This is a genomic window from Paraburkholderia unamae (assembly GCF_003268775.1).
Lineage (GTDB): Bacteria > Pseudomonadota > Gammaproteobacteria > Burkholderiales > Burkholderiaceae > Paraburkholderia > Paraburkholderia unamae.
The window spans coordinates 16,853-42,271 of the sequence record NZ_QLSU01000046.1 but is presented as its reverse complement, the minus strand read 5'-3'; the positions used below and the strand labels follow the sequence as shown (position 1 = coordinate 42,271).

General features: G+C 64.1%; 21 protein-coding genes. 6 read left to right on the top strand and 15 right to left on the bottom strand.

Annotated elements, in window-relative coordinates:
* Nucleotides 1-24: 24 nt before the first annotated feature.
* From C7401_RS41335 to C7401_RS41300, 8 genes are all read right to left on the bottom strand, one after another.
* A complete protein-coding gene (locus C7401_RS41335) occupies nucleotides 25-1,347 on the bottom strand; it encodes a c-type cytochrome (protein ID WP_244315081.1) in 1,323 nt (440 codons plus the stop codon).
* A complete protein-coding gene (locus C7401_RS41330; protein WP_112177827.1) occupies nucleotides 1,344-1,766 on the bottom strand; it encodes a cytochrome C oxidase subunit I in 423 nt (140 codons plus the stop codon). Before C7401_RS41330 ends, C7401_RS41335 begins: the two co-directional genes overlap by 4 nt.
* Complete coding sequence (ctaD, locus tag C7401_RS41325; RefSeq protein ID WP_112177826.1) at nucleotides 1,763-4,411, bottom strand: cytochrome c oxidase subunit I; 2,649 nt, start codon at nucleotides 4,409-4,411, stop codon at nucleotides 1,763-1,765. The genes C7401_RS41330 and ctaD overlap by 4 nt, the downstream gene beginning before the upstream one ends.
* Before the next feature lies 1 nt (nucleotide 4,412).
* Nucleotides 4,413-5,483 carry a cytochrome c oxidase subunit II gene (locus tag C7401_RS41320; protein WP_181565821.1) on the bottom strand — a complete coding sequence of 357 codons (1,071 nt, stop codon included), beginning with the start codon at nucleotides 5,481-5,483 and terminating at the stop codon, nucleotides 4,413-4,415.
* A gap of 151 nt (nucleotides 5,484-5,634) precedes the next feature.
* Nucleotides 5,635-7,290, bottom strand: a complete 1,656-nt coding sequence (locus C7401_RS41315; protein WP_112177824.1) for a GMC family oxidoreductase — start codon at nucleotides 7,288-7,290, stop codon at nucleotides 5,635-5,637.
* Nucleotides 7,280-7,945, bottom strand: coding sequence for a gluconate 2-dehydrogenase subunit 3 family protein (locus tag C7401_RS41310; protein WP_112177823.1), 666 nt, complete (start codon nucleotides 7,943-7,945; stop codon nucleotides 7,280-7,282). Before C7401_RS41310 ends, C7401_RS41315 begins: the two co-directional genes overlap by 11 nt.
* Nucleotides 7,942-8,874: a hypothetical protein gene (locus C7401_RS41305; RefSeq protein ID WP_112177822.1), complete on the bottom strand. Its 933-nt coding sequence runs from the start codon at nucleotides 8,872-8,874 to the stop codon at nucleotides 7,942-7,944. Before C7401_RS41305 ends, C7401_RS41310 begins: the two co-directional genes overlap by 4 nt.
* 64 nt (nucleotides 8,875-8,938) lie before the next feature.
* On the bottom strand, nucleotides 8,939-9,493 hold the full coding sequence (locus C7401_RS41300; protein WP_112177821.1) for a type 1 glutamine amidotransferase domain-containing protein: 555 nt from the start codon (nucleotides 9,491-9,493) through the stop codon (nucleotides 8,939-8,941).
* Between the two features lie 181 nt (nucleotides 9,494-9,674).
* On the opposite strand from C7401_RS41300, the gene C7401_RS41295 reads away from it, so the two are divergent.
* The 4 genes from C7401_RS41295 (at nucleotide 9,675) to C7401_RS41280 (ending at nucleotide 12,131) form a co-directional block, all read left to right on the top strand.
* The gene (locus C7401_RS41295) at nucleotides 9,675-11,009 is read left to right on the top strand and encodes an NRAMP family divalent metal transporter (RefSeq protein WP_112177820.1); all 1,335 of its coding nucleotides are present in this window, start codon (nucleotides 9,675-9,677) and stop codon (nucleotides 11,007-11,009) included.
* A 124-nt stretch (nucleotides 11,010-11,133) separates the two neighbouring features.
* Entirely contained in the window at nucleotides 11,134-11,397 is a 264-nt protein-coding gene (locus C7401_RS41290) for a CsbD family protein (protein ID WP_244315080.1), read from the top strand.
* Between the two features lie 51 nt (nucleotides 11,398-11,448).
* Entirely contained in the window at nucleotides 11,449-11,823 is a 375-nt protein-coding gene (locus C7401_RS41285; protein WP_112177819.1) for a phage holin family protein, read from the top strand.
* Nucleotides 11,820-12,131: a hypothetical protein gene (locus C7401_RS41280; protein WP_112177818.1), complete on the top strand. Its 312-nt coding sequence runs from the start codon at nucleotides 11,820-11,822 to the stop codon at nucleotides 12,129-12,131. The genes C7401_RS41285 and C7401_RS41280 overlap by 4 nt, the downstream gene beginning before the upstream one ends.
* A gap of 249 nt (nucleotides 12,132-12,380) precedes the next feature.
* Here the strand turns inward: C7401_RS41280 and C7401_RS41275 are convergent, their stop codons facing one another.
* From C7401_RS41275 to C7401_RS41255, 5 genes are all read right to left on the bottom strand, one after another.
* On the bottom strand, nucleotides 12,381-14,654 hold the full coding sequence (locus C7401_RS41275; RefSeq protein WP_112177817.1) for a xanthine dehydrogenase family protein molybdopterin-binding subunit: 2,274 nt from the start codon (nucleotides 14,652-14,654) through the stop codon (nucleotides 12,381-12,383).
* Nucleotides 14,651-15,682, bottom strand: coding sequence for an FAD binding domain-containing protein (locus C7401_RS41270; RefSeq protein WP_112177816.1), 1,032 nt, complete (start codon nucleotides 15,680-15,682; stop codon nucleotides 14,651-14,653). The genes C7401_RS41275 and C7401_RS41270 overlap by 4 nt, the downstream gene beginning before the upstream one ends.
* Complete coding sequence (locus C7401_RS41265) at nucleotides 15,679-16,269, bottom strand: (2Fe-2S)-binding protein (protein ID WP_112177815.1); 591 nt, start codon at nucleotides 16,267-16,269, stop codon at nucleotides 15,679-15,681. Before C7401_RS41265 ends, C7401_RS41270 begins: the two co-directional genes overlap by 4 nt.
* 199 nt (nucleotides 16,270-16,468) lie before the next feature.
* A complete protein-coding gene (locus C7401_RS41260) occupies nucleotides 16,469-17,389 on the bottom strand; it encodes a cation diffusion facilitator family transporter (RefSeq protein WP_112177814.1) in 921 nt (306 codons plus the stop codon).
* 80 nt (nucleotides 17,390-17,469) lie between these two features.
* Nucleotides 17,470-19,026, bottom strand: a complete 1,557-nt coding sequence (locus C7401_RS41255) for an FAD-dependent oxidoreductase (protein ID WP_112177850.1) — start codon at nucleotides 19,024-19,026, stop codon at nucleotides 17,470-17,472.
* Nucleotides 19,027-19,194: 168 nt separating this feature from the next.
* On the opposite strand from C7401_RS41255, the gene katE reads away from it, so the two are divergent.
* Together katE and C7401_RS41245 are read left to right on the top strand one after the other, a co-directional pair.
* The gene (katE, locus tag C7401_RS41250; protein ID WP_165842126.1) at nucleotides 19,195-21,291 is read left to right on the top strand and encodes a catalase HPII; all 2,097 of its coding nucleotides are present in this window, start codon (nucleotides 19,195-19,197) and stop codon (nucleotides 21,289-21,291) included.
* A gap of 68 nt (nucleotides 21,292-21,359) precedes the next feature.
* Nucleotides 21,360-22,172, top strand: coding sequence for a CHAD domain-containing protein (locus C7401_RS41245; protein WP_112177812.1), 813 nt, complete (start codon nucleotides 21,360-21,362; stop codon nucleotides 22,170-22,172).
* Here the strand turns inward: C7401_RS41245 and C7401_RS41240 are convergent.
* Both C7401_RS41240 and C7401_RS41235 read right to left on the bottom strand, forming a co-directional pair.
* Nucleotides 22,169-23,833 carry an efflux transporter outer membrane subunit gene (locus C7401_RS41240; RefSeq protein WP_112177811.1) on the bottom strand — a complete coding sequence of 555 codons (1,665 nt, stop codon included), beginning with the start codon at nucleotides 23,831-23,833 and terminating at the stop codon, nucleotides 22,169-22,171. The genes C7401_RS41245 and C7401_RS41240 overlap by 4 nt on opposite strands.
* A 1-nt stretch (nucleotide 23,834) precedes the next feature.
* The gene (locus C7401_RS41235) at nucleotides 23,835-25,415 is read right to left on the bottom strand and encodes a DHA2 family efflux MFS transporter permease subunit (RefSeq protein ID WP_112177810.1); all 1,581 of its coding nucleotides are present in this window, start codon (nucleotides 25,413-25,415) and stop codon (nucleotides 23,835-23,837) included.
* Nucleotides 25,416-25,419: the final 4 nt, after the last annotated feature.

The window sequence follows — 25,419 nt, the reverse complement described above, 5'->3', positions numbered from 1 at the left end:
TTGCAAGATACCCGTCGCGCGCCTCTAGCGATGAATTGCCTCGCGTAGGCGTGTGACCTCGGCGGGGGCCACCGGCGAGGCGTTGTTGCCCCATGCACCGCGCACGAAGCTGGCCACCTGGGCGACCTCGCTGTCCGTGAAGTGCGCGCGAAACGCGGGCATCTTGAGTGGCTCGGCGGCGCCGTTTGTCTGCGGACTCTCGCTGCCTTCAACGATAAGGCGCAGCAGGCTCGTCGGATTGGAGGAGAGTGCAATCGAGCTGCCCGCAAGCGGCGGCGCCTTGTTCTGCGTGCCGGAGCCGTCCGCGGCGTGGCATTTTGCGCAGTACGAGAGATAAAGCCCCGCGCCCGGCCGTTCCGGCATGCCGCCGCGCAGGGCCGCCATGGTTGAGGCGCGCGCAGCCGCCGAATCCGCATACTGCCCGCTTGCTTCGTGCACGGGGAGCGACTTCAGATAGGTGGCGATGGCGTGCAGGTCGTCGTCGCTCATGTATTGAGTGCTGGCGCCCACCACGGGCGCCATTGCGCCGAACGCGTAAGCGCGGTCGTTATGGCCGTCGCGCAGGAAGGCCGCGATTTCGTTGGCGCTCCAGCGGCCGAGGCCGCCCCCGGGGTCGCCCGTGAGGTTTGGCGCATACCAGTGATCGATCACGCCGCCTGTAAGGTAAAGCGGGCTGCGTTCGGTATAGCCCATTTCGTTGAAGGCTGGCCCGCGCGGCGTGTGGCACGCGCCGCAGTGCCCGAGTCCCTGCACGAGCCACGCACCGCGATTCCACTGCGCAGAGCGTTCGGGATCGGGCTTGAAGAGGCCGTGCTGCGCGAAGGCGAGACGCCAGAACATCATCACCCAGCGCTGGTTGAACGGAAACGGCAGATGCGTTTGCGGCGCGGCGTTCGCCACGGGCTTCACGCCGTACATGAAGTACTGGTAGAGCGCGTTGACGTCGCGCGGATCGAGCGCTGCGAACGAAGGATAAGGCATGGCCGGATAAAGGCGCTTGCCGCCAGGCGCCGCACCGCGTTGCAACGCCGCCGCAAACTGCTCGGGCGTGTAGTTGCCGATGCCATACGTAGTGTCCGGCGTGATGTTGCTCGCGTAAATAGGCCCAAACGGCGAGTTCACGGCGAGCCCGCCGGCAAACGGCTCGCGCTTCGCGGAGTCGTGGCAGGACGCGCAATCGCCAGCCTTGGCGAGTCTTTCGCCGAGGGAGATTTGTGCGGCGTCAGGAAGGGGCTTCGTCGTAGCGAGCTCACTGTCTTGGTGGCAGCCGGCAAGCAGGGCGAACATGGCTGCGTATGCCGCGAGATGCGCAGTCAGCACCGTTTTCCTGTATGCGGGCGCCTTCATTGCAGCACTCCGCACAGGCGCTCAAGCGGCAACACGAAGAGCACCGAAATCGTGAAGACCAGGGCGATCGTGAACGCCACCGCAACGGCGGTGCTGCTCCACGCAAGAAAGCGGAACGTGTCGTGCTGCGGCGAATGCAGCGCCGCGCTCGCGTGCCAGACGCGCCGTGCCAGCAGCGATCCGCCGAGCGCGAGCGCGAATGCCGCGCCGGAAACCAGCGGGAGTACCCAACGTACGGAGTGCCACGGCTGGGCATTGATCTGTGCAACGCCGCCGAAGCATGCGGTCTCGACGAGCGTCTGGCAAAGCAGCACATGCCCCGCCCAAACGAGCGGCACGCCGAGCAGGCCGTACCACATCGCCACGTGCTGGGCGAGCGTGGGCGTGGTGGCGGGCGGTTGAGCGGCAAGCGGCATCATCGACCCCGCATCCAGTACGGCGAGAGATAGAGCACGGAAAAAATGAACAGCCACACCACGTCGACGAAGTGCCAGTACAGGCCGCCAATGGTGAGCGCGGCGTCGCGTCTGCCATCGAAATAGCCGCGTGCCACCCAGACGGCGAGGCAGGTGAGCATTATTAGACCGGCCATCACGTGCGCCATGTGAAAGCCCGTGATCGTAAAGTAGAGTGAACCATAGAGATTCGTAGCCAGGCCATAGGGCCTGTCGTGCCACTCGAAGAACTGGATGATCACGAATGCCACGCCGAGCGCGATGCCGACGAACATCGACCAGAACGCGGGCCATGACCGTGCACGCCGTACGAAAGCGCCCGCGAGCCACACGAACACGCTGCTCAACAGCAGCAATACGGTGTTCAGGCTGCTCATGCCGAGCTTCGGCGGCCCTTCAGGCGGCCACGGCTGCGCGCTTTGTGAGGCGAGGTAGAGATACGAGAAGATCAGGAAACCGAACAGTGCGGTTTCCGTGATGATGAGCGTGAAGACGCCCCACCACCCGCCAGCATGTTCGCCCGCGCTGCCCACAGGCAGCGCTAGGGTTTCGTCTTCGCTTTGCGTGGCACCTGATTCGGCGGCCACCGCGCTTTGCGGTGAGAACGGTTCGCGCTGGCCAAGCGAGCGTTGCGGCCACAGCCACGCGATCAGGGAGAGCGCGCAGATCGCGCCGGCGAGCGCCGTGATTGAACCGGAATGCAACAGCAGGCCTACGAACACGAGGGTTGAGGCCACGCCCAGCACGAAGGGCGCATAGCTGTCCTCGGGCATCTTGAGGATGACGTCGGGATCGCCCATGAGCGGCGTCACGCCCAACGCTTCGCGGCCCCGGTGGAGCAGGTAGCCCCGCCTCGGGATATTGGCGTCAGGCTGCCAGAGAGGATCGCGCGAGCGTACGCTCGGAAGGATCGCGAAATTGTAGGGCGGTGGTGGCGATGAAGTGGACCATTCCAGACCTGCGGCGTTCCACGGGTTCGCGCCGGCGCGCGCGCCGCGTCTGGCGCTTACGAGCGCATTGCCGATGAACATGGCTATACCGGTTGCGAACACGAAGGCGCCGACGCTCGTGAGCAGGTTGGCTGTGTCCCAACCCATACCCTCGGGATAGGTGTAGACGCGGCGCGGCATGCCGAGCAGCCCCGAGATATGCATGGGAAAGAAGCCGAGATTGAAGCCGATGAAGGTTATCCAGAAAGTCCATTTGCCGAAGCGCTCGTTCATGAGCCGACCGGTGAACTTTGGGAACCAGTAGGAAACGCCGCCGAGCACGGGAAACACGTTGATCCCCAGCAGCACGTAGTGAAGGTGGGCCACGACGAAGTAGGTGTCAGTGAGTTGCCAGTCGAGCGGCACAGCGGCGGTCATCACGCCCGACACGCCACCCACCGTGAACATCAGCACGAAGCCCGCGAAGTAATAGAACGGCGTCTTGAATACTGGTTTGCCGGTCCAGATGGTGGCGATCCACGCGAATACGGCGATGGCGCTAGGCACCGAAATTACCATGCTGGCCGCGCCGAAGAATGCCAGCGCGAGCGGCGACAGCCCAGTCGCGAACATGTGATGGAGCCAGACTTCGAAGCCCACCAGCATGGTCGCGACAGTTGAGAGCGCAACGGCTGTATATGCGACGATGGGGCGTCGGCAGAAGGTGGGCAGTGCGTCGGAGACGATGCCCATGGCGGGCAGCACGACCACATAGACCCATGGGTGCGCGAAAATCCAGAAGAGATGCTGCCAGAGCAGCGGACGGCCATCGGCGCTGGTGTCGAAGAAGTGCGTGCCGGCATTGCGGTCGAGCCAGAGCATGAAGAACGCGAGGCTTACTGATGGCACCGCGAGCAGGTTGGCGCCGGAGGCCGTGAGCGTGCCCCAGACGAGTATGGGCAGGCGCGCGATCGACATGCCACTGGCGCGCATGCGCAAGAAGGTGATGACGAAGTTGGCCGCGCCAACCGTCGTGGAGACGCCGAGCAGCACCATGCCTAGCGCGTAGACGTCGATATTGGGCCCTGGGTCGTAGGCAGCAGTGGAAAGCGGCACATAGTTGAACCAGCCGGCATTGGCGGCCTGGCCCGCGGGAAAGCTCGCATACAGCAGGAGGCCCGCGCCGAGAAATACCCAGTATGAGAGTGCGTTCAGGCGCGGGAACGCCATGTCGCGGGAGCCAAGCACGAGCGGCCAGAGGTAGTTCGAAAATCCGCTTAGTACGGGCAGCGCGTAGAGAAAAATCATCGTTACGCCGTGCATCGTGAAGAGCTGATCGTATTGCTGAGGTGTGAGGAGTGTTTCGTTGGGGCGCGCGAGTTGCATGCGCATGATGAGGGCCTCCACACCGCCCAGCACGAGGAACACAAATGCCGTGACGAGGTAGCGCAAGCCTATGGTCTTGTGGTCCACCGTCGAGAGCCAGCCGCGCCAGCCGGGGCGCGTCTCCCATGTCTCTTTGAGGCGGCGCAACGTTTCTTCGTCCAGCGGCGCGACGCCTGTTTCGGGCACGCGCGACAGGCGGCCCGCGCGCGGGCGTCCCGGAATTCGCGTGCCAGGCAGATGTGCCGGGCGTTCCGGGGCGCTATCAGCGGAAGAGGAGACCGGGATGTCGTTCATGTCACTGGAGCGTGTCGAGCCACGCGCCGAGGTCGCTCGCCTCGGCGGGGGTGAGGGCAATGTCGGGCATCAGCGATTCGGGTTTGAGTTGCTGGGCATGCGCGACCCAATCGAGCCGGTTGGCGGGCGTATTGGCGAGCGTGCCCGCCGCGATCAGACGACGCGAGGCGAGGTGCGTGAGATCGGGCCCCTGCGCGCCGTTCGCCTGCGTACCGCGAATGGCGTGACAGCCAGCGCAGAGCGCCACGAAGAGCTTTTCGCCGCGCTGCGCCGCGCCTCCTTCTTGCGCGGGTGCGGCGGGCCTCGCCTGGGAGGCTAGCCAGCGCGCGAAGTCGTCGGGCGCTTGTGCCACCACTTCCATGGCCATGTGCGCGTGCTGTGGACCGCAGAACTGCGTGCATTGCCCACGCCACACGCCGGGCGCGTCCGCATCGAGCCATTGATGATTGACCTGGCCGGGAATCGCCTGGGTCTTGCCCGCGAGCGCCGGCACCCAGAATGCGTGCACGACGTCGGCGCTTTGCAGATCGATGCGCACGGGCTCGCTGGCGGGCATATGGATTTCGTTTGCCGTTGCGAAGCGCGCGCCGTCGGGCGTCTCGTAGGTCACTTTCCACCACCAGTCATAAGCCGTGACGGTTACGATGAGGGCGGGCGCGACCGGCGGATCGGCCACGGCGGCCAGCACGCGCAGCATGCCAACGAGCGCAGCCAGCAGCAGCACCGAGGAGATCGCCGTGCCGATCGCGACGATGCGGTTTGCGAGACGTTCGCCGCGTTCGTCGGCGACGTGCGCCTGCGACAAGTGTGAATCGGCTGAGATCCTTGCGCGGTGCTTGCGGTGGATCGCAGCGTAGAGCAGCGCCGCGATCACAATGCACACCCCCACGCAGAGCGCGGCGAGAGCCCAGTCGAGAATTTGCACGGGCCGGGACGCCGGGCCGGCACTGTGGAGAAAATAAGCAAGCGGAGTTTCGGCGCGGCAGTCTAAGGAGAAACTGCCGAGACTTATGCAAGCGACGAGCCCCACCGAGGCAAACGCGCGAAACGGTTGGCGCGGCGTGCCTGGCATCATGGCTGCAACTCCCGCATCGAACGCGCCCGCGCGGCAATTGCAGGCTGGTCACGGGACATGATTCGGCTCCTCGGTCGCGCGCGCTGCGCTTGCACCTTGAGCGCGCACGAGATGTGCCCGGTCCGTCTCGCGGGACCGTGCCTGGGCATCAAAGCTCCCCACGTGCGGCGAGTACCCGAATGCGGTCGGCTGTGCGACAGGCGATCGCCTGAATGGTCAGCGAAGGGTTCACGCCGCCAACGGTTGGAAAAACGGAGCCGTCGCAGATCCAGAGATTCGGAATGTCCCACGAGCGGCAGTCGGCATTCACGACGCTCGTCTGGGCATCGCTGCCCATGCGCGCGGTGCCGTTCAGGTGGCAGGTGTCGTCGTCCTGCGTCCAGATTTCGGCCGCGCCCGCTGCGGCGAGCGCGCGGCTCATGTAGTCAAGGCCGTGGCGCACAAGCTGCCGGTCGTTGTCGCACATCGACCAGGTCACGCGTGCAACGCGCAGGCCGAGCGCGTCCTTCTCGTCGGCGAGCGTCACGCGGTTGCGCTCCTGCGGCAGCGTTTCGCCCACCATCTTGAGGCCGGCCTGGTGGTTGTATTTCGTCATTTCGCGCATGAGCGCATCGCCCCACAGGCCGCGGCTCGTCTGCGTCGCCGCCCACACGAGCGGTAGCGGTCCCTGGCTCATGTAGCAATAGCCGCCGTGAAAATCCTTGCCCTTGTCCTCATAGTTCCAGTGCTCGGTTAGCGCGAGCGAAGGCGGCCCCTTGTACCAGCGGATTTCGTCTTCGAACGTGCCCCATGCCGCTTGGTTGGTCTGCACCATCAGGTTCTTGCCGACGAGACCTGAACGGTTCGCCAGCCCATCGGGAAAACGTTCATTCGCGGAGAGCAGCAGCAGGCGCGGTGTCTCGATGGCGTAACCGGCCACGACCACGTTGCGCGCGCGCTGGAAATGCCAGTGTCCCTCGCGGTGAAAGTGCACGCCGCTCGCACGGCCCACCGCGTCGGTCTCGATGCGGCCCACCATCGCGAGATCGCGAATCTCGGCCCCCGCACGCACGGCTCGCGGAATCCACGTGACGAGTGCGCTTTGCTTGGCGTTGGTCGCGCAGCCCGTTACGCAAAAGCCGCGATAGACGCATTGATGCGCGTCGCCGCGCGGTGCGGAGAGCGTCGCGAGCGGCGTGGGGCACCACGGAATGCCCAACGCCTCGCAACCGCGCGCGAGCACGAGTCCGGCGGCGTTGACCTCATGCGCGCGATACGGATACCGCGGCCGCTTCGGGCCCCACGGGTAGCGCACGGGTCCGGAAATGCACAGCGCGCGCTCGACTTCAGTGTAGTAGCGCCACATCTCGCGCCAGTCGATCGGCCAGTCAGCGCCGTATCCGAGTTTCGTGCGCGACTGAAACCATTCGGGCCGAAAGCGTAGCGAGACCATCGCGAAGTGCACGGTGCTGCCGCCCACCGCCTTGCCGCTGTTGTTGCTACCGAGTTGTAGCGGATTCTCGCCGTCGCATATGCGCTCGTCCGTCCAGTAGAGCTTCGCCTGGTGCGTCTCGTCAGACGCGAATTCTTCAAGCGGTCTCCACCAAGCTCCTGCGTCGAATGCGATGACGCGAAAGCCGGCTTCTGCGAGGCGGCACGCGAGCGTGGCACCGCCGGCGCCGGTCCCAACGATCGCGAAGTCCACGGCGTCTTCCAGCGCGTATTCTCGCATCGGTAACCAGCCGCCGGGCCGGAACACGTCCGGTGCGCGGCCGTGTCTGCCGCGTGGAGCCTCCCGAGCGTCCACGTTGCGGTCAGCGCACATGCTTATTCTCCAGGCGCGCCGCCAGTTGTGCGCTCTCGCTCTCGTCGGCCTCGACGGCTTCCCACGGGTCGCGGCGGTTCGTGTAGAGGCGCACATAGCCACGCGGGTTCGCCGGGCCGCCGAAGCCCATTGCGTTCCAGGCGGTGGGGTGCGACCAGTAGGCGGATGCCAGATCGTGCAGCACGCGCTTCTGGAAGAACACGTCGCACGGAACGCCGCGCCATGCGCTGCCGCGCAGCTTGCCTTGCTGCATGCGCGTGACGAGTAGGCGCCGCTGTTCGTCGTCGAGACTCGCGAAGGGCGAGCGGAAGGCGGCTCTGCTTTCCGCATCGAGAGCCGCGAGTCCCATTTCCCACGCTTCGCGTAACGGCGGCAGGCGTGCGTCGCGATAGCCGTCGCGGCGATCGTCGAGCAGTTTTTCTTCCACGAGCGCGGCGAGGGGCACGCAGCGATTTTCGTGGTCGCCGGAGCCCGCTTGAGGGACGATCGTGGCGCACAGCGCTTTCAATGTTTGCCAACGCGAAGGCGCGAGATAGCGAGCCTTGTCTGGTGTGTTCAGGCGCGCGGCTATCACCGCGCGGGTGGGCACATCCCACGAAGGCGTCTCGCGCTTGGCGAGCACATCGTAGCCGGGGTACTTCGGTGTGCGCTTCATCGCTCCGTCTCCCGCATACGCAACGCAGCGAGGCCCGCGAGCGCGAGTGCACTGAACGCGGGCGGCGCCGGTAGGGGCGGCCCCGCGAACAGGTTCTGCGACCAGTTGTGCCAGCCGCCGTGCGCGCGCACTACGCCGTTCACGTGAAAGCCGAGTCCCGCAAAGCCGAGCGCTGCGGTAAGGCGCAGCCACAGTCGCGCGAAGACACTTGCGCGAGCCGCATGCCGGGGCGAGGCGAACGCCGCATGAGCCAGCAGCACGCCACCCACGGGCACGACGGTCACTGGCGCGTACATGGCTGGGTGCTGAAACGAGCCGCGAAAGTGCAGCAACGCAGCCTCCGCCGCCGTGCCGATCAGCCCCGCACCCGCGACCAGGGCGAGTGCTTTGCCGGCGGGCATGCCGAAAAGCTGCGGATCGTGCTCGGGCTCATCGCGTAGCTGCTCGGCGATCGAGCCGAGTACGCCGGAAAGCACCAGCGCGAATGGCGCCCCCGCTGGGGCGCCATAGAATAGGTTTTGCCAGGAGAGCCCGCCGGGCCGCTTCGTCACGTTATAGAGATGGAACGCGGTGCCTGCTGTACCCGTGGCCGCGCCACATATCTGAATTGCATGACGCAACCGGTGCGACTCCGCGCGCGCATCGGCGCCGCCATGCAGGGCTGCGCCCAGCGAGCAGAACGCAACCACGGGCGGCAAGTACATTGCGCAATTCTCGAATGAGCCGCGGTAATGCTCCATGGCGCTATCGGCCAGCACGGAGAGCGCGAGCAGGGCGGAGCCGTGATTGAACGCGCGCGCAGCTGCGATGTGCTTGCCGGGTGCCGAGGCGCGTTTCGCCTCACGTAGATCGCGCGTTGACCAGAGCGCGAGTGCGGCGCCTACTGTGACGCTGGCGATGCCGGCGGCGATCCGGGTGCTTTGTGTCATTGGCGCTCCTGCGTGACAGCTCTGGGTTACGGGTGGGTTCAGCAGGTTCAGCGGGCCATCCGCATCATGCGGTGCCCGCTGCGGCCGAGAGCGTTGAGATCAGCTCCGCATTGAAGGCGGGTAGGTCATCGGGCTTACGACTCGTAATGAAGTTGCCGTCGTGGACTATGCTCTCGTCGACCCATTTGCCGCCTGCATTGCGAATGTCATCCTGCAGTGACGGCCAACTCGTCATCGTGTGTCCCTCAACGATGCCTGCGGACACCGGCAGCCAGCCACCATGACAGATCACGGCTATTGGCTTGTGCGCGTCGTTGGCCGCGCGCACGAATGCCTGCGCCTCAGGGATGAGCCGGATGGCGTCGCCATTCACCACGCCGCCGGGGAGCACGATCGCGTCGTAGTCGTCGGCCTTTACGCCGTCAAAAGTCCGGTCGACGCGGATTTTGCTTCCCTTTTCGACATGTCGAAACCCCTGAATTTCACCGGCTTTCTCTGAGATCACGTCGACTTTTGCGCCAGCTTCCATCAGCGCTCTAAGCGGCTCGGTTAATTCAACTTCTTCGAATCCATCCACCGCAAGAATTGCAACCTTGCAGTTGTCGAGAATGTTAGCCATTGCGATTTCCTCCTGGTTGTGCCCAGCAGATGCCACGATGAAAAGACCGGGTTGCTTCCCTGTCTGGACATAGCAAATGGGATGCCGCGTCCTGAATGCGATTGGCGGCAACGCGGGTGCGCGGGTATGCCGTCTGCGCGGGCGTGCGAGTGCGTGCCGAACGAGCCATCTGCCTCTTGTCATGAAAACCGGCGAGCCCCGACATTCGCGACGCCTTCTCGCGAACCGAACCCAACGACGAAGCCGTAGCGGCCTGCCAGCGCACGGCTGGGCGGCGGACATCGGCCCCGGCCTCGGTACGATAGCCACTGACAACGATCCCGGCGGCATTCTGACGTATTCGTTAGCCGGCGCGCAGTACGGCTTCGATCTGCTGTGGGTCTGCGTGCTTTCCTACCCGTCGATGGTTGCGCTCCAGTTGGTGGCCGCGCGCGTTGCGGCCGTGACGGGCAGTGGCCTTACTGAGAACATGCGGGAACACTATTCGCGTTGGTTGTTTCTGCTCGCGGTCGCGCGTTTCCTCGGCGCCAATACCGTCAACATTGCAGCCGACATGCTGGCAATGGGCGAAGCGGCGCATCTGATTTTCCAGGGATCGGTCCCGTTCTTTACGATTATTTTTGCTGGTACCTCACTCGCCCTCCAGTGGTGCATGCCTTATGCGCGTTACGCCAGTTACCTCAAGTGGCTTGCTCTTTCACTTTTCTGCTATGCCGGCGTCCTGTTCATAGCGGACGTGCCGTGGCGCACCGTGGCGGGGGCGCTCGTCCCTCATGTGGCCTGGTCAGAGGATTTCCTGGCGATGCTGCTCGCGGTGCTCGGCACAACGGTCAGCCCGTATCTGTTGTTCTCCCAGGCGGAGCAGGAAGTCGAAGAGCGTTCGGGTGGTCAGGCGCAACGCAATAGTCGCCGTACGTCCTCGAAGGATTTGCGGCAGCAGCTACGAGACATGCGGCGCGACACGCTGGTCCGCTGCCTTCTCTCCAACTTATGCAGCGCATTCATTCTATGTGCCGCGGCTGTGACGCTGCATGCGGCACATCCGTCACTCTCGCCGTTCGGGCAGGCGCGGGCGGCGGCGCAGGCGATCGCCCCGGTCGCGGGCGGCTATGCTCAAAGCGTGCTCGGCTTCGCGCTCCTCGGCACCGCTCTGTTAGCCCTCCCGCCGCTCGCCGGTTCCGCTGCGCACGCCGCGGCCAGTTCGTTCGGGTGGCCGCAAGGCGAGCAGCGCGACCGCCGGATCGCCGGCGTACTGGTGCTGCTCATGATGGTGAGCGCGATCATCGCATTGCTGTTCTACGCATTCGGCGTTGATCCGCTGCGGGCTTGTTACTGGAGTGCATTGACCAATGGGATGACCGTTTCCCCGGTACTGATCCTGCTGGTACTTCTGAGCGCGCGCCGTGATGCGGTGGGCGAGATGAAAGCGCACTGGTTGACACGCGCATTGTGCTGGCTCGCCACGGTCGTCATTTGTGCTGCCTTGGCTGCGCATGCCATTGTGCAAGTCCTCTAGGTTTTCCAGACGCGCTCACACCCTGCGCTCGCCTCGTGGCACGCGCGTTGCGCATAGGCCGGTGCTGGACATGGGATTTGCGCGGGTTTCGCGCATTGCGCCGGCAAATCGACAGGAGAGAGACATGAAAATGGGAACGACGAAGGCCGAAGGCACCATGCGTGAACTCGCCGGCACAGCACAGGAGGCTGTGGGAGACATGCTCGGGCGAACCAGCATGCAAGTATCGGGCAAAGCAAGGGCGCTATGCGGTAAATCACAGCAGCTTGCGACCGACGCGGCCGGGGCGACGCGCGAGGCGGTTGCGGACAACCCCCTGGCAATGCTGGGAATCGCTTTGGGATTCGGCTTCGCCTTGGGTGCCTTATGGGCGGCGAACCGCGAATGAGCGACGTGCATCCGACGGCTATGTTGAGCAGCCCCATGTGCGAGGTGGGCCATGACGATACATGCGAAGCTCGACCGCTGGCACAACGTATTGCGGTTCGTCACCCTACGCACGGCGGACTACGGGCACCTGCTTTCGCTCGAACTGTCCGAGGCTCGGGCCTACGTGACACGCGAGATCATCGCGCTCGTGGCACTCGCTGTGAGCGGCTTGTTTACGCTCTCGTTTTTCTGCATCGCACTGATAGCATCTGCCTGGAACACGCGCTATTTTATTGTTGTCGTATGGAGCATCGCGGCGCTCTGGCTAGTGGCTTCTGTGGCGGCATTGTTTGTCTTCCGCGCTCAGAGGCCGGTGCGGTCGTTCGCTATACTCAAAAGCGAACTGCGCGCCGACCTCGAGACGCTCAAGGAGGCGCTTAAATGAGGCGTCGCGCACCGCTGAGCCGGCAGGCATCTGAGGCGATCCTGCTCAGTCATATGGAGCTTACACGCGTGCAGTTGCTTGCGGAAAACGTCGGCTCGCGCGCAGTCGAGTTCGACTCAGTCCGAGCAAATCCGCTGAGCATTGCTAACGTCGTGACCGCGTTCGCCTCGGCGCCCCATGTGACCCTGCTCGGCTCTATCTTGCTCAGCACACTGCTGATCGGCCCTCGGCGAGTCTTCCGCGTTGTCCTGCGTTCCGGCTTGCCTGGTTGGATTGCGCGCGACTTCCGGTTACGGCACATGCGTTGATCGATGGCCATCAGGGCATGGAGTGTTGCGGCCATCGATTTAACGGGCGCCGCCCGGCGCCCGCCCCCCGATTGTGCCAGCTGGCCTTGGGAATAGGAGTTGCCGGGCAATCTGCTGGCTTGCGATGGCCCATCTCCGCAGGTTGGACATGCGTGTTATCTCTTTGGCCATCCTGTGACATACGTTGTCGCGATGTTGGCGTGGGCGCACGTCTAGGGGCGCCCACGCGTCGGGAGCGGTGGTGGCAGATCAGAGCAGCTTGTCGAGCGTGATGGGCAGTTCACGCACACGCTTGCCCGTGGCGTTGTAAATCGCATTGGCGACGGCAGCGGCGACGCCTACCACGCCAATCTCTCCCACGCCCTTGGCGCCGAGCGGATTCACTACCTCGTCGTGTTCGTCCACGAAAAGCACGTCGATCTCGCCGATATCGCGATTGACGGGCACGTGATACTCCGCGAGGTTGTGATTCATGATGCGCCCGAGCGTATGGTCGAATTGTGCATGCTCGTGCAGAGCCATGCCGATTCCCCACACCACGCCGCCAGCAATCTGGTTTGATGCCGTTTTCGGATTGACGATGCGGCCCGCAGCGACAGCGCTCACCACGCGCGTGACGCGAACCTGGCCGAGCTCCTCGTCCACGCGCACTTCTGTGAACACGGCCGAGTGTGTAGCCATCGAGTAGCGCTTCTGGATATCGTCGGGCTTGAGCGTGACCTGGGCTGCCAGCGATTTCATACCCGCGTCTGCAAGCACGTCGGCGATGCGAACGCGCGCGCTGCCCAGCCCCACTTCTTGGGGCAGGACGATTTCGCCGTGCTCAATCATGAGCGCGTCGTCGAGCACGGCCGGGTCGAGATTGGCGAAGGCGATACCGCCGTGCGCGGGCAGCAGTTGCGCTAGTCTTGAACGCAGTTCCGTGCAAGCGACCGAGGCGGCACTGCCCACGGACGACACCGTCCATGAGCCGCCCTCAATCGGCGCTGGCGGCAGCGATGTATCTCCGAGTGTGAAGTCCACATCGTCGATGCTCATGCGCAGGGCGTCGGCGGCGATCTGCGAAATGGCGGTGTACGTGCCCGTTCCGATGTCCGCAGTGGCGCTCGACAGATCGAGGCGTCCCTGAGCATTCAGCACCGCACGCACGCTGGCTTCGGTCTGCATGGCTTCCCACATGCCTGTCGCCATGCCGTAGCCGACCAGTTCGTGGCCGTCGCGCATCGAGCGTGGCGTCGCGATGCGCGCGCCCCATCCGAAGCGTTCCGCGCCTTGCGCGTAGCAGTCGAGCAGGGCCTTGCTCGAATACGGCAGTTGCTTGCTCGCGTCGTCGTCCGCGTAGTTGCGGATACGCAATTCGAGTGGGTCCATTTCCAGTGCGACGGCAAGTTCGTCCATCGCGGATTCGAGCGCGAAGAGACCTTGCGCAGCGCCCGGTGCGCGCATGTCGAGTGGAGTGTACACATCGAGCCGCGCCAGCTTGTAGCCGAGTTGGACGTTCGGCGCACGGTAGAGCCGCCCGGTCCAATTCACGACTACATCGGTAAAGTCCTCAAACTGGGAGGTCTCGCCTACCGCCTCGTGAACGATCGCGTCGAGCCTGCCGTCGCGTCGCGCGCCAAGCGCGACGTGCTGGATCGACGCGGGTCGATGACCGAAGGTGAACATCTGTGCGCGTGTGAGTACGACGCGTATCGGACGGCGCAGGGCGCGCGCGGCCATCATCGCGAGCGGCAGATGATATTGCGGGCGCAGGCCGGAGCCGAAGGCGCCGCCCACGAATGGCGAAATCACATGCACGCGCTCCTGCTGGAGGCCAAAAACCTTCATCAGATATTGCTGTGTGTTGGCGACGCCTTGGGTCTTCTCGTAGACCGTAAAGCGGCCATCCGCAGATGGCACAACGGTGCAACCGTGCATCTCCATGGGCTGATGGAACTCTACAGGAGTGGCATAAAACGCATCGGAGCGTGCGTGAGCGCGCTGGAGTGCCCGGTAGGCGTCGCCGCGCGGAGCGGGCGGCGGCTCGAAGCCGCCCTTTTCGGTGGATGGTATGACGGCATCCTGCACCACCTTTGCCAGCTCGGTCTGATGCGGTTCGCTACGGTAGCGCACGCGTAGGAGCGTGGCCGCGTATTGCGCGAGTTCTGGGGTTTCTGCGACCACGAGCGCGATCGGTTGGCCAGCAAATCGCACGCGTGCGTCGGCGAGGGGGCGAAACGGTGTTCCACCGGGCGCGATCTGGTCCTTCCAGTCGGCGTCCTCCGTGGCGAGCGCGATGCGGTTCTCATGCGTCAGGACATGCAGCACGCCGGGCAGCGCTTGCGCCGCTGAGGCGTCGATCGCGACGATCTCGCCGCGCGCGATCGTCGCGTTGACGACTACGCCATGCACAAGTCCGGTAGCGGCGAATTCGGCGGCGTAGCGTGCGGCGCCGGTAACCTTTGCGTGGCCGTCCACGCGGGATAGCGGCTCCCCAATACGCGCGCTGTGTATCGGGCGGGTTTCGAAAGCGGCGCTCATGCTGGTTGCTCCCCTGGGTCGCGCCCGGCCAGCGGCGCAGAATCGGGCGCAAGCGCCCGCTCGAATGCGCGTACGATGGCTCGACGCGCGAGGTCGACCTTGAACTCGTTGCCCGGGCGAGGGTCCGCGTGTGCCACGACGCCGTCGGCGTAGCGCTCGATCGCGGAGATATCGTCGGCTGCCCGGCCGATCAGCAACGTTTCCGCGTCGCGATCGCGCCACGGTTTGTGGGCCACTCCGCCCAGCGCGCAGCCCAATGCGCGAATCGCGCCTTTCTCGACCCGCACGCCCAGCGCGACCGAAACGAGCGCGAACGCGTACGACTGCCGGTCGCGCAGCTTCAGATACGAGAAGTGCTGTGCGTATCCTTCACTTGGCACTTCGATGGCCGTGATGAGCTCTTCGTCGGCGAGCGTCGTTTCACGGTGCGGCGTGTGGCCCGGCAGGCGGTGCAGGTCGTCGAACGGCAATGTGCGTATGCCGCGCCGGCCTGCCACATGGAGCGACGCATCGAGTGCTGCCAATGCCACACACATATCAGAGGGGTGCGTGGCGATGCAATCCTCGCTCGCACCAAAAATCGCGTGCATGCGATTCACTCCATCGAGCGCGGCGCAACCGGTGCCGGGAACTCGCTTGTTGCAGCTCGTGGCTGGATCATAGAAGTAAAGGCAGCGTGTGCGCTGAAGCAGGTTGCCACCGACAGTCGCCGCGTTACGGATCTGGGCGCAGGCGCCTGCCAGAAGGGCTGCGGCGAGCAGCGGATAGCGCTCGATTACGCGCGTGTCCCAAGCAAGCGTGCTATTAGACACGAGCGCGCCGATGCGCAGTGCACCGTATTGCGTTGCCTCGATCTCGCGAAGCGGCAGCCGCGTGATGTCGATGATCGCGGCGGGACGCATGACGTTCTCGCGCATCAAATCGACCAGATTCGTGCCGCCGGCAAGGAATTCGGCGTTGGGTGTTACCGCATGCAGACGTACTGCGTCGGCGACGCTTTTGGCGCGTGTGTAGGAGAAGCGGTTCATACGTCGTCTCCTTCGCGGTTGCGTAGGCATTCCACGCGGCGCACGGCTTCCACTGCGTTCGCGATGTTCACGTAAGCGCCGCAGCGGCACAGGTTGCCGCTCATCTGTTCGCGCACGTCGTCGCGGCACTGCGCGTGGCCTTCGGCTAGCAGCCCCACGGCCGAGCAGACCTGCCCCGGCGTGCAATAGCCGCACTGAAACGCATCGTGCTCGATGAACGCCTGCTGTACCGGGTGTAGCGCGCCGTCCTGCGCCAGTCCCTCGACCGTCGTGACGTCCGCGCCGTCGTGTGACACCGCGAGTGCCAGGCACGCGTTAATTCGCGTGCCGTTCACTAGCACAGTGCATGCGCCGCATTGACCGTGATCGCAACCTTTCTTGGTGCCAGTGAGTTGAAGCTGCTCGCGCAGAAGGTCGAGGAGGCTGGTCCATGGTTCAACGCGCAATGCGTGGTGCGTGCCATTGACAGTGAGTTCGACGGGTACAGCGTCGGGCAGGCTCTCCGTGTCAGACCGTGGCTCCGTGTCGGCGTGTTTGCGCGCCGTGGAGTGCGGGCGCGGCGCGCGGGTGCTGGGGGCTGTGTGCATGGCGGCCTCGTTGTCGGGCAAGAATCGATGAGGACTCGACGCGAAGCGCAGGCGTGGCAAAAGCCCGCAGACCCTCGCGAGAGGTACGGCTTCGGTATGCGCAATGCGCTTGCCTGATGCAGTCTGATGCCTCTGGTGTCCCGGCGGATCGTGTCGTATGCCCGGGATAACAGGAGATATGGCTCGGTAGGCGAGACGCTCACACGGGGTGTTCGCCATGCTCGCGCAGTTCCGGTTCAAAGAACACCCAGCGCACCTTGGGAAATGCTCCGTGGAGGTCGTTCTCGACGCGGTCGATGGTGCGCACGAGTTCCTCCGCGTTGCAACACTCGGTCAGTTGCGCCTGGACCGCAACGAGCAGGTTGTCCGACCAGCGCAGCACGACCAGGCTCACAACGTGCCGAATTTCGGGGCGCGTGTCGAGCCATGCACGCATCTCCTGACGCACGCTGGCCCGCGCCGCTTCGCCCACGATGAGCGATTTGATCTCACGAAGCGAGAACACGGCCGTTGCCATCATCACGCAACCTACGCCGATGCTGCCAAGCGCGTCGAATCCCGCCCAGCCGGTGAGAGCGGCGAGCCCGGTGCCGGCGACCGAGACGAGCACGCCCACGAGGGCCGCTGCGTCCTCGACGATCGAGAGCATGTTTTCCAGTTCACCGGTCTCGCGAAACCAGCGCCATAGCCCGCCGGCGCGGCGCCTGCGATCGATTGAGTGGATCGAGGCGCGCAAGGCAATGCCCTCGACAAGGGCGGACAGGAGCAACACGCCCACCGCGACTTCGGGACGATCCAGGCCACTGTGATGCCAGAGACGCCACACGCCAATCGCCACGGAGACGCCGCCGCCCACCATGAAGAACTGCAAGGCCACGAGCATGGCGTAGAAGTGCGTCTCACGACCGAATCCGAGCGGATGTTGTTCGTCGGGGCGATTGTGGGCCGCGCGCCGCCCAGCGATGAGCAGGATCTGGTTCAGGCAGTCGGCGCTCGAGTGGGCTGCCTCAGCGAGAGTTGCACCAGAATTCGTGTACAGCGCCGCGGCGAACTTGCAGATCGCCACCGCGACGTTCGAGGCGAGTGCGTAATATACGGCGCGCGGAACGGTGGCAGGCATGGCGAGATGGCATGCGCACTCTTAACCGCGACACATCCCGCCGCAGGCATCGAGATACATGCCAATCATGGGTTGATGCATCAGGCCCCCAATATCTCACGCACGACTTCGATGGACATGCGTTTGCGCATGCGCTCGCTAAGCTGCGCCATTTCGCGTTCGTAGCCGCAGGCGAGGACGGCCTCCACATGGCCGAGATGTACGTACAGGGCGAAAAAGCGAGTCTCTCCGGGTTTGCCTGATATCACCGGTTCGTCTCGGTGTTCAACGTGCCCCAGATAGTCGAGGCGTTTGCCATAGTGCTCGGTCCAGAAGAACGGCACGCTTTCATAGCGCGCATGCTCTCCCATCATGTTCAAGGCTGCGATGCGCGCCTGTTGTTGTGCGACGCGCCAATGCTCGATGCGAGCCGTATTCAACTTGCCGTCAGCCGTCAGAACGTGTGCGATATCGCCTACAGCGTAAATGTCCGGTGCAGCGCGCATCGCCGTATCCACCGTGATGCCGCCATCCTCCTCGAGATCGAGGCCACTAATAAACCGTGTCGCCGGGCGCACTCCGATACCTGCGATCACGGCTTTCGTCCGCAAAGTGGTGCCATCGTCGAGCTCGACGGTTTCGACATTGTCCACGCCAGTGAAGCGCAGCGCTTTCGCGCGCAGGAACGTCACGCCATTGGCTTCATGCCACTCGCGGAACAAGCCACCAACGCGCGCACCAAGCGGTCGCTGCAATGGTACGCCACCCGGCGCGACGACCGTCACATCGACGTTGCGCTTGCGCAGCGCCGATGCCACTTCCAGGCCGATAAAGCTCTCGCCAAGAATCACGGCTCGCTCGCCCGACGAAAGCGCATTGAGGATGGCCCCTGCATCGCCCACTGTGCGAAGCGTGTAGATCCGGCCGAGGTCGCCACCGGGGATCTCAGGGCGTTTCGCGATCGAACCGCTCGCAATCAGCACCCCGTCGAAAGTAAACTGGTGGCCATCGGCAAGTGTGACCCGCCTTGAGGGCGCATCGAGACGCTGCACCTCGCTGTGTTCGATGCGCAGGCGCGCATTGCGCGCAACGGATTCAGGCAGGATCGGCGGGACTTCGTCGGGCGGCATTTCACCCGCGGGCACGAATTTGCTCAGACAGGTGCGGTCATAAGGCGCTTGCGGCTCGGCGGCGAACATCGTCACTTCGCCGCCGAAATCGTTCTCCAGTAGTGTGGCCGCAGCAGCAGCTCCCGCCGCACCGCCGCCGATGATTGCGAGGCGCGGGAACGCGCGCTGCCCCGTTTGGCTCTCAGTTGATACCCTTTGCGGCTGAACCGCGGGTTGCGGCTCGAGTTCGACGAACACGACGTCAGCTTCGACACGTACCGGGTATGAAGTGAGGCCTTCGAGAGCGGGCGGTTCGAGCCACTCGCCGCTCTCGACGTCAAACGACGCCTTGTGCCACGGGCACACAATGCGCCCGTCGCACAGCGCGCCCTGTTCGAGCGGCGCACCCGCATGGGGACACTCTGCGGCAAACGCGCGGATCGCACTACCGGTATTCACAAGCAGCACCGCTGCGCCTGCGAGTTCGACGCGTTGCATGCCTGGCGCGTTCAATGTCGCCACGTTGATCGCCTTAATCCATCCTGTCATCGCGCGCTCCTGATCGTTCGAGCTTTGGTCGCGAAGGCGCAAACAGCGTGCCGGACCGTGGCGATGACGCCGATTTTCCGCGCCACATCCCCCGTGACGGTGGCACATCGCTTGCGCTTGACCTAACCAGTTATCTAAAGCGCGAGCATGAACAACAAGGAGCACCTCATGTCACATCGGAATCGCCCTCACGGCAAACATCTGCCCACCGACGCAAAATTGCGGAGTCTCGAGCCGTTGCGCGCCCATGCGGCTGACGAAGCGCTGCGCACCAACCAGGGCGTGAAGATCGCCGACAACCAGAACACCCTGCGTGCCGGGCCTCGTGGCCCATCCTTGCTTGAAGATTTCATCATGCGTGAAAAAATCACGCACTTCGATCATGAACGCATTCCGGAGCGCATCGTGCACGCACGCGGTTCCGCTGCGCATGGCGTATTTCGCGTGTACGAGTCCCAAGCAGATCTTACGCGCGCCGCTTTCCTGCAAGACCCCTCCAAGGAAACGCCGGTTTACGTGCGCTTTTCGACAGTTCAGGGGCCGCGCGGCTCATCGGACACCGTGCGGGATGTGCGCGGCTTCGCCACGAAGTTCTACACGGAAGAAGGAAATTTCGATCTGGTCGGCAACAATATGCCAGTCTTTTTCATTCAGGACGCCATCAAGTTTCCCGATTTCGTGCACGCCGTAAAACCCGAAGCGCCTGACGAAATGCCTACGGGCGGCAGTGCGCACGACACGTTCTGGGACTTTGTTTCGCTCGTGCCCGAAAGCGCGCACATGGTGATGTGGGCCATGTCCGATCGTGCCATTCCGCGCAGCCTGCGCACGATGGAAGGATTCGGAGTGCATACGTTCCGCCTCATCAATGCCGAGGGCCGCGCGCGCTTCATCAAATGGCACTGGCGGCCGGTGCTCGGCTCGTATTCGCTGGTTTGGGACGAGGCACAGAAGATTGCCGGCAAGGACCCCGATTTTCACAGGCGTGACCTGTGGGAGGCGATCGAGCGCGGCGACTTTCCCGAGTTCGAACTGGGCGTGCAAGTGGTAGAAGAGAGCGACGAGCACGCTTTCGACTTCGATCTGCTCGATCCAACCAAGCTGATTCCCGAAGAAGTCGTACCGGTGAAGATCATCGGCAAAATGACGCTCAACCGTAACCCGGACAACTTCTTCGCCGAAACAGAGCAGGTAGCGTTCCATCCAGGCCATCTCGTGCCGGGCATCGACTTTACGAATGACCCGCTGCTGCAAGGGCGCCTGTTCTCCTATACCGACACGCAGATCAGCCGCCTTGGCGGTCCGAACTTTCACGAGATTCCGATCAACCGCCCGGTCTGTCCGTTTCAGAACAACCAGCGCGACGCCATGCATCGCCAGACGATCAACGTTGGGCAAGCTTCGTATGAGCCCAATTCCGTGAGCGGCGGCTGGCCGAAGGAAACGGCGCCGAAGGACGGCGGCTTCGAAAGCTACCAGGAGCGCACGGACGGCGTGAAGATCCGCGTACGCAGCGAGTCGTTCGCGGACCACTTTTCGCAGGCGACGATGTTCTACAACAGCATGTCGGAGCCCGAGAAGGCGCATATCCAGGCCGCCTATACGTTCGAACTGGGCAAGGTCACAAAGCCCGAAATACGCGAACGCGAGGTGAGCGAAATTCTCGCGAACATCGACGCCGAACTTGCCGCGAACGTGGCGCAGGCCCTTGGGCTGCCGAAACCCAAGGCGGGCAGCAAAACGGGTAAGCCAAAAACGGCCAGATCGCCTGCGCTCAGCCTGCTCAATCGCATGAAGCCCGGCATCAAGACGCGCAAGATCGCCTTGCTCACCGCGCCGGGTGCCGACACCGCCATGCTAAAGCAGTTGCGCGACGCATTCGCGAAGGAAGGCGCGACGGCGCTCGTGATCGCGCCCACGCTGGCGCTGATCGGGGACCTTGCCCCCGATGCGACGATAACGGGCATGCCGTCGGTCATGTTCGACGCCGTGTTCGTGCCAGGCGGAGAGAAGGCTGCTGATGCGCTCACGCAGTCGGGCGATGCGCGTCACTTCGTGCTCGAGGCTTTCAAGCATCTGAAGGCGCTCGGTGCAGTCGACACGGGCCGGCTCGTGCTCGCTGCGTCGCACCTGCCCGATCGGGCCGACGGCGTAGTAACCGGAGACGACGGCGATCTCAAGCGCGTACTCAAGGAATTTATCGAATCGACGGCGCAGCATCGGGTGTGGTCGCGAGCAGCGCAAGCGCAAACGGTTCCGGCCTGAACGTAATGATGGGAGCGCAAGCGACGTGCGCCGCTTGGCGCTCGCAAGCGTGAGTCGTGGAGAGACAAATGAGTCAATCGAAAAGTGGGTGCAAAAATGCACAAGCGGAGTTCTCCCGCTTTGCGAAGCCCCTTGTCGACGAGGCGCTTGCGCACGCCGCGCAAGGAGAGCCCAGCCCCGATGATTTTCATAAGCTTCGCGTTGCCCTGCGGCGGCTACGTACATTGATATGGGCATGGCGGCCCCTGTTGGGACGAAAGTTCGCGGATCTGGAGCGCGCGTATCTCAAGCGCCCGGCAGCGGCCGCCGGCGAGGCGCGTGACTGGGATATTGCGATTTCGCTCCTGGGCGACGAGCAAACGAAGCCGGACACCGAGCGCTTGCAGACCGCGCGGCGCGATGCCCGTGCACGAGCATCGTCTACGCTGGCCGCTGCCGATCTCAAACACGCACTACGCGAGATGCTGCGTAGGGTGAACCGCGAGTTGAACACGTCCCCACGGAGGACGCCGATCAAATGCCTTGCGCGCGAGCGAGTGCGGGCGGCGCGCCGCGCGTTACGCAAGCGGATGAGGCGTGCTCAGCGGGCGAATCGCGGCGATTACGCTCCTTGGCACGAGGTACGCAAAGGCGCAAAGCGGCTGCGCTATCTGCTTGAATTCTTCCAACCTGTGCTACGGCGACGCGAGTCCCGGCGCGTCAAGTCGCTCAGGAGGCTTCAGGATCGATTCGGCGCGCTCAATGACGCGGTGGCTACGGAACATCTGCTCGGGCAACACCGTGAAGTGTTCGCCGACGCCGCAACGGCAGATGCCGCGCTCGCTGCGCTCAAGCGCGAGCGAAAGCGCCGCCGTCGTGCCGCGCGCGAGTTGCTCGGCTAACGTGTAGCGGCGGGCACAGCATGCGAGGCAGCGAGCGGCCCGGCGTCCTCCCATCCGCCGCCGAGCGCCTTGTAGAGCGAAACGAGGTCGGTGCAGACCTGCAATTCCGCCTGCTGGGCGTTCCGTGCGGCACTGCTCAATTGGCGATCGGCATCGAGCACGTCGATGAACGACACAATACCCTTGCGATAGCTGTCGCGCGCGAGTTCGTCCGCGCGCCGCTGTGCGCCGACGCTTTCGTCGAGCGACACGAGTCGCGCCTGATCGGTGCGATAGACGTCGAGGGCATTATTCACATCGCGCAACGCAACAAGCACGGTCTTGCGATAGTCGAGCGCGGCTTCGACCTGCTGGAGCTTCGATAGCCGCAGGTTCGCCACGAGGGCGCCGCCCTGAAACACTGGCAGCGAGACGCTCGGACCCCACGACCAGAATACGCTCGCCCAGTGCGTGAGATCGTGTGGGGAAGTCGCGCGCGTGCCGGCCTGCCCGGTGAGCGAAATGTCCGGGAAGAATTGCGCGACGGCCACGCCAACATTGGCCGTTGCCGCATGTAGTGAGGCTTCGGCGCGGCGAATGTCGGGCCGGCGACGCGCGAGCGTTGCTGGCAGCCCGACTGGCACGGTGGGCGGCGTGGCCGGCAGCGCGCCCGCCGGCGTTAGGTCGGCGTCGAGCGCGCCCGGTGCCTCGCCCGCGAGTACCGCGAGTGCATTGAGCGACTGATCTATCTGCTGATCGTACTGCGGCAGCAGAGCTTCCGTTTGCGCGCGCTGGGCTTGTGCACGCTCCACGTCGAGCTCGCTTTCAAGGCCATGTTTCGCAGCACTGCGAGCGAGTTCAACCGTGTCCTTCTGCTGTGTGACGAGGTCCGCGGCGGTCACCCGTAACATTTGCGCGCCGCGAAGTTGCAGGTAGGTTTCCGCGACTTCGGCCTCGAGCGAAACCTGCGCGTCACGTTGCGATTCGAGGGCGACGTCGGTTTGCGCATTCGCCGCTTCGACCGAGCGGCGAACGCGTCCGAACAGGTCGATTTCCCACGAAGCGTCGAAACCGACCTGCCACAGGTTCACGGGTGCCGTGATCTGGTCCAGCGCGCTTTGCACGCCGCGCTCCACGTTCACTCCCGCGCCCGGCGCGATCTGGTTGACTGGCGAGTTGGGCGCGCCGAGCGCGTCGACCTTGTTGTACACGCCCGCCGACTCCAGAAAACCCTTTGCTCCCAGTTGCTCGCGCTTATAGCTGGCGCTCGCGCGCACATCCGGCAAGCCTTGAGCCGCCGCCTGCCGGGTCTGTTCGCGCGCTTGCGCAATTCGCACAACGGCAATGCGCAGGTCAGGGTTGCCGCGCAATGCGCGCTCGATCAGCGCATTGAGCGTTGCGTCTCCGAAGCCTCGCCACCAATGCGGGTCGGGATCGGATTCGACGGTTGGCGCCGATGTGGAACCCGAAGTGGCCGCTGACTGTGGAATTTGCCCGCTTGCGCCCCCCATGCTTCGGTCCATGGCGTGCCAGTCTGTGGGCGCATTCGCCTGCGGCGCCTTGAAGTCGGGGCCAACAGTACAGGCACAAAACGTGGCTACGAGCGTTGCAGCGGATGTTCGCGCGAGCCACTTCGGCGCGGGTCTCACACGCGTGCCACTAAGTGAAGAACGACCGCGCATTTTAATGCCCTCCCGACCCAGAAGCTTTCACAGGCGAGAAGAACAGCGCGAGCGGCGCGAAAATCACGCAGAAGCACGCGAGAATTCCGAACACGTCGATATAGGCAAGGATCGTGGCCTGGGAAACGAGCGTCTCGTAGAGGTGGCCGTTGGCAGTCTGCATGGCCTGCGCGAGCGGCGCGCCGGTGCTCTGCACGATGGTCTGCGCGTCGCGGGCAAGCGTGTCCTGATAGTTCTGCGAGAACGGCGACATATGCGTCGAGAGATGAGCCATCCATGCCTGTGAGCGCTCGCGGATCAGCGCCGTGGAAACCGAAATGCCGATCGAACCGGCTACGTTCCGGAACATCGTGAAGAGCGCGGACGCGTCGTTGTTCAGCTCCTTTGGCACCGTGAGATAGGCGAGCGTCGTGACGGGCACGAACAGGAAGCCGATGGCGAGCGACTGGGCACTACGCAGTTTCACGAGCGTCTCGTAATCGATATCAGGCGTAAGCGTGCGGGCATAGATGAGCGCCACAGTCAGCAGGATGAAGCCCATCGCGACAAGCATGCGCGTCTGAATGTGGGGCATTAGCCGGCTGATGATGGGAATTTCCAGCGTGATGAGCAGCGCGCCGGGCGAGAGTACAAGGCCCGCGAGTGTGGCCGTGTAGCCGAGTTGCTGCTGCGCGAGCTGCGGCACGATCACGGCGCTGCCATAGAGCACAGTGGCGAACGCGGCGATCATGCAGCAGCCGAGCGCGAAGTTGCGATCGCCGAGGCAGCGCGGATCCACCACGGGATGCTTCGCATAGACCAGCCGCAAGATCGCGCCAATGATACCGAGCACCGCAAGCACCGCAAAGATGACGATGAAGGGCGACGAGAACCAGTCGTCGTCTTCGCCGCGATCGAGCATGACCTGAAGGCAGCCCAGCCCTACTGCAATGAGCGCAATGCCCGGAAAATCGACGCTGCGCCAGTTCATGCGCCGCTGCGTTTCGCGCTTGACCCACGGCGGATCTTCAACGAGCTGGAGCACGGCGAGCGTGGTCAGGATGCCCACGGGCACGTTGAGGAGAAATACCCAGCGCCACGAAAAGTTGTCAGTGATCCAGCCTCCTAGCGTCGGGCCGAGTACGGGCGCCACGACAATGGCCACGGCCGAGATAGAGAACGCACGCCCACGCTGACTGGGCTCGAAGGTGTCGAGAATGATCGATTGCTGGTTCGGCTGGAGGCCGCCGCCGAAGAACCCTTGTGCGATGCGGAACACCACGAGCTGGCCAAGACTCGTGGCGACGCCGCAGAGGAACGAGCAGACTGTGAACGCGACAATGCAGACCATGAAGTATCGCTTGCGCCCGAGCACGCGGCCAAAGAACGCCGAGATTGGCAGCACAATGCCGTTGGCGACGAGGTAGGAGGTGAGCACCCAGGTGGCCTCGTCGTAGCTCGCGGACATCGTGCCGGCGATGTGCGGCAAGGCGACGTTCACAATGGTCGTGTCGAGTACCTCCATGAATGCCGCAAGCGTAACTGCGATGGCGATCATCCAAGGGTTGCCGTCGGGCCTCCAGTTGCTTTGCGATTCGCTCATCGTT

Excerpts from the sequence above, each read along its gene's own strand:
- C7401_RS41335 (WP_244315081.1), bottom strand. The coding sequence starts at position 1,347 with ATGAAGGCGCCCGCATACAGGAAAACGGTGCTGACTGCGCATCTCGCG.
- C7401_RS41330 (WP_112177827.1), bottom strand. The coding sequence starts at position 1,766 with ATGATGCCGCTTGCCGCTCAACCGCCCGCCACCACGCCCACGCTCGCC.
- ctaD (WP_112177826.1), bottom strand. The coding sequence starts at position 4,411 with ATGAACGACATCCCGGTCTCCTCTTCCGCTGATAGCGCCCCGGAACGC.
- C7401_RS41320 (WP_181565821.1), bottom strand. The coding sequence starts at position 5,483 with ATGCCAGGCACGCCGCGCCAACCGTTTCGCGCGTTTGCCTCGGTGGGG.
- C7401_RS41315 (WP_112177824.1), bottom strand. The coding sequence starts at position 7,290 with ATGTGCGCTGACCGCAACGTGGACGCTCGGGAGGCTCCACGCGGCAGA.
- C7401_RS41310 (WP_112177823.1), bottom strand. The coding sequence starts at position 7,945 with ATGAAGCGCACACCGAAGTACCCCGGCTACGATGTGCTCGCCAAGCGC.
- C7401_RS41305 (WP_112177822.1), bottom strand. The coding sequence starts at position 8,874 with ATGACACAAAGCACCCGGATCGCCGCCGGCATCGCCAGCGTCACAGTA.
- C7401_RS41300 (WP_112177821.1), bottom strand. The coding sequence starts at position 9,493 with ATGGCTAACATTCTCGACAACTGCAAGGTTGCAATTCTTGCGGTGGAT.
- C7401_RS41295 (WP_112177820.1), top strand. The coding sequence starts at position 9,675 with ATGAAAACCGGCGAGCCCCGACATTCGCGACGCCTTCTCGCGAACCGA.
- C7401_RS41290 (WP_244315080.1), top strand. The coding sequence starts at position 11,134 with ATGAAAATGGGAACGACGAAGGCCGAAGGCACCATGCGTGAACTCGCC.
- C7401_RS41285 (WP_112177819.1), top strand. The coding sequence starts at position 11,449 with ATGACGATACATGCGAAGCTCGACCGCTGGCACAACGTATTGCGGTTC.
- C7401_RS41280 (WP_112177818.1), top strand. The coding sequence starts at position 11,820 with ATGAGGCGTCGCGCACCGCTGAGCCGGCAGGCATCTGAGGCGATCCTG.
- C7401_RS41275 (WP_112177817.1), bottom strand. The coding sequence starts at position 14,654 with ATGAGCGCCGCTTTCGAAACCCGCCCGATACACAGCGCGCGTATTGGG.
- C7401_RS41270 (WP_112177816.1), bottom strand. The coding sequence starts at position 15,682 with ATGAACCGCTTCTCCTACACACGCGCCAAAAGCGTCGCCGACGCAGTA.
- C7401_RS41265 (WP_112177815.1), bottom strand. The coding sequence starts at position 16,269 with ATGCACACAGCCCCCAGCACCCGCGCGCCGCGCCCGCACTCCACGGCG.
- C7401_RS41260 (WP_112177814.1), bottom strand. The coding sequence starts at position 17,389 with ATGCCTGCCACCGTTCCGCGCGCCGTATATTACGCACTCGCCTCGAAC.
- C7401_RS41255 (WP_112177850.1), bottom strand. The coding sequence starts at position 19,026 with ATGACAGGATGGATTAAGGCGATCAACGTGGCGACATTGAACGCGCCA.
- katE (WP_165842126.1), top strand. The coding sequence starts at position 19,195 with ATGTCACATCGGAATCGCCCTCACGGCAAACATCTGCCCACCGACGCA.
- C7401_RS41245 (WP_112177812.1), top strand. The coding sequence starts at position 21,360 with ATGAGTCAATCGAAAAGTGGGTGCAAAAATGCACAAGCGGAGTTCTCC.
- C7401_RS41240 (WP_112177811.1), bottom strand. The coding sequence starts at position 23,833 with ATGCGCGGTCGTTCTTCACTTAGTGGCACGCGTGTGAGACCCGCGCCG.
- C7401_RS41235 (WP_112177810.1), bottom strand. The coding sequence starts at position 25,415 with ATGAGCGAATCGCAAAGCAACTGGAGGCCCGACGGCAACCCTTGGATG.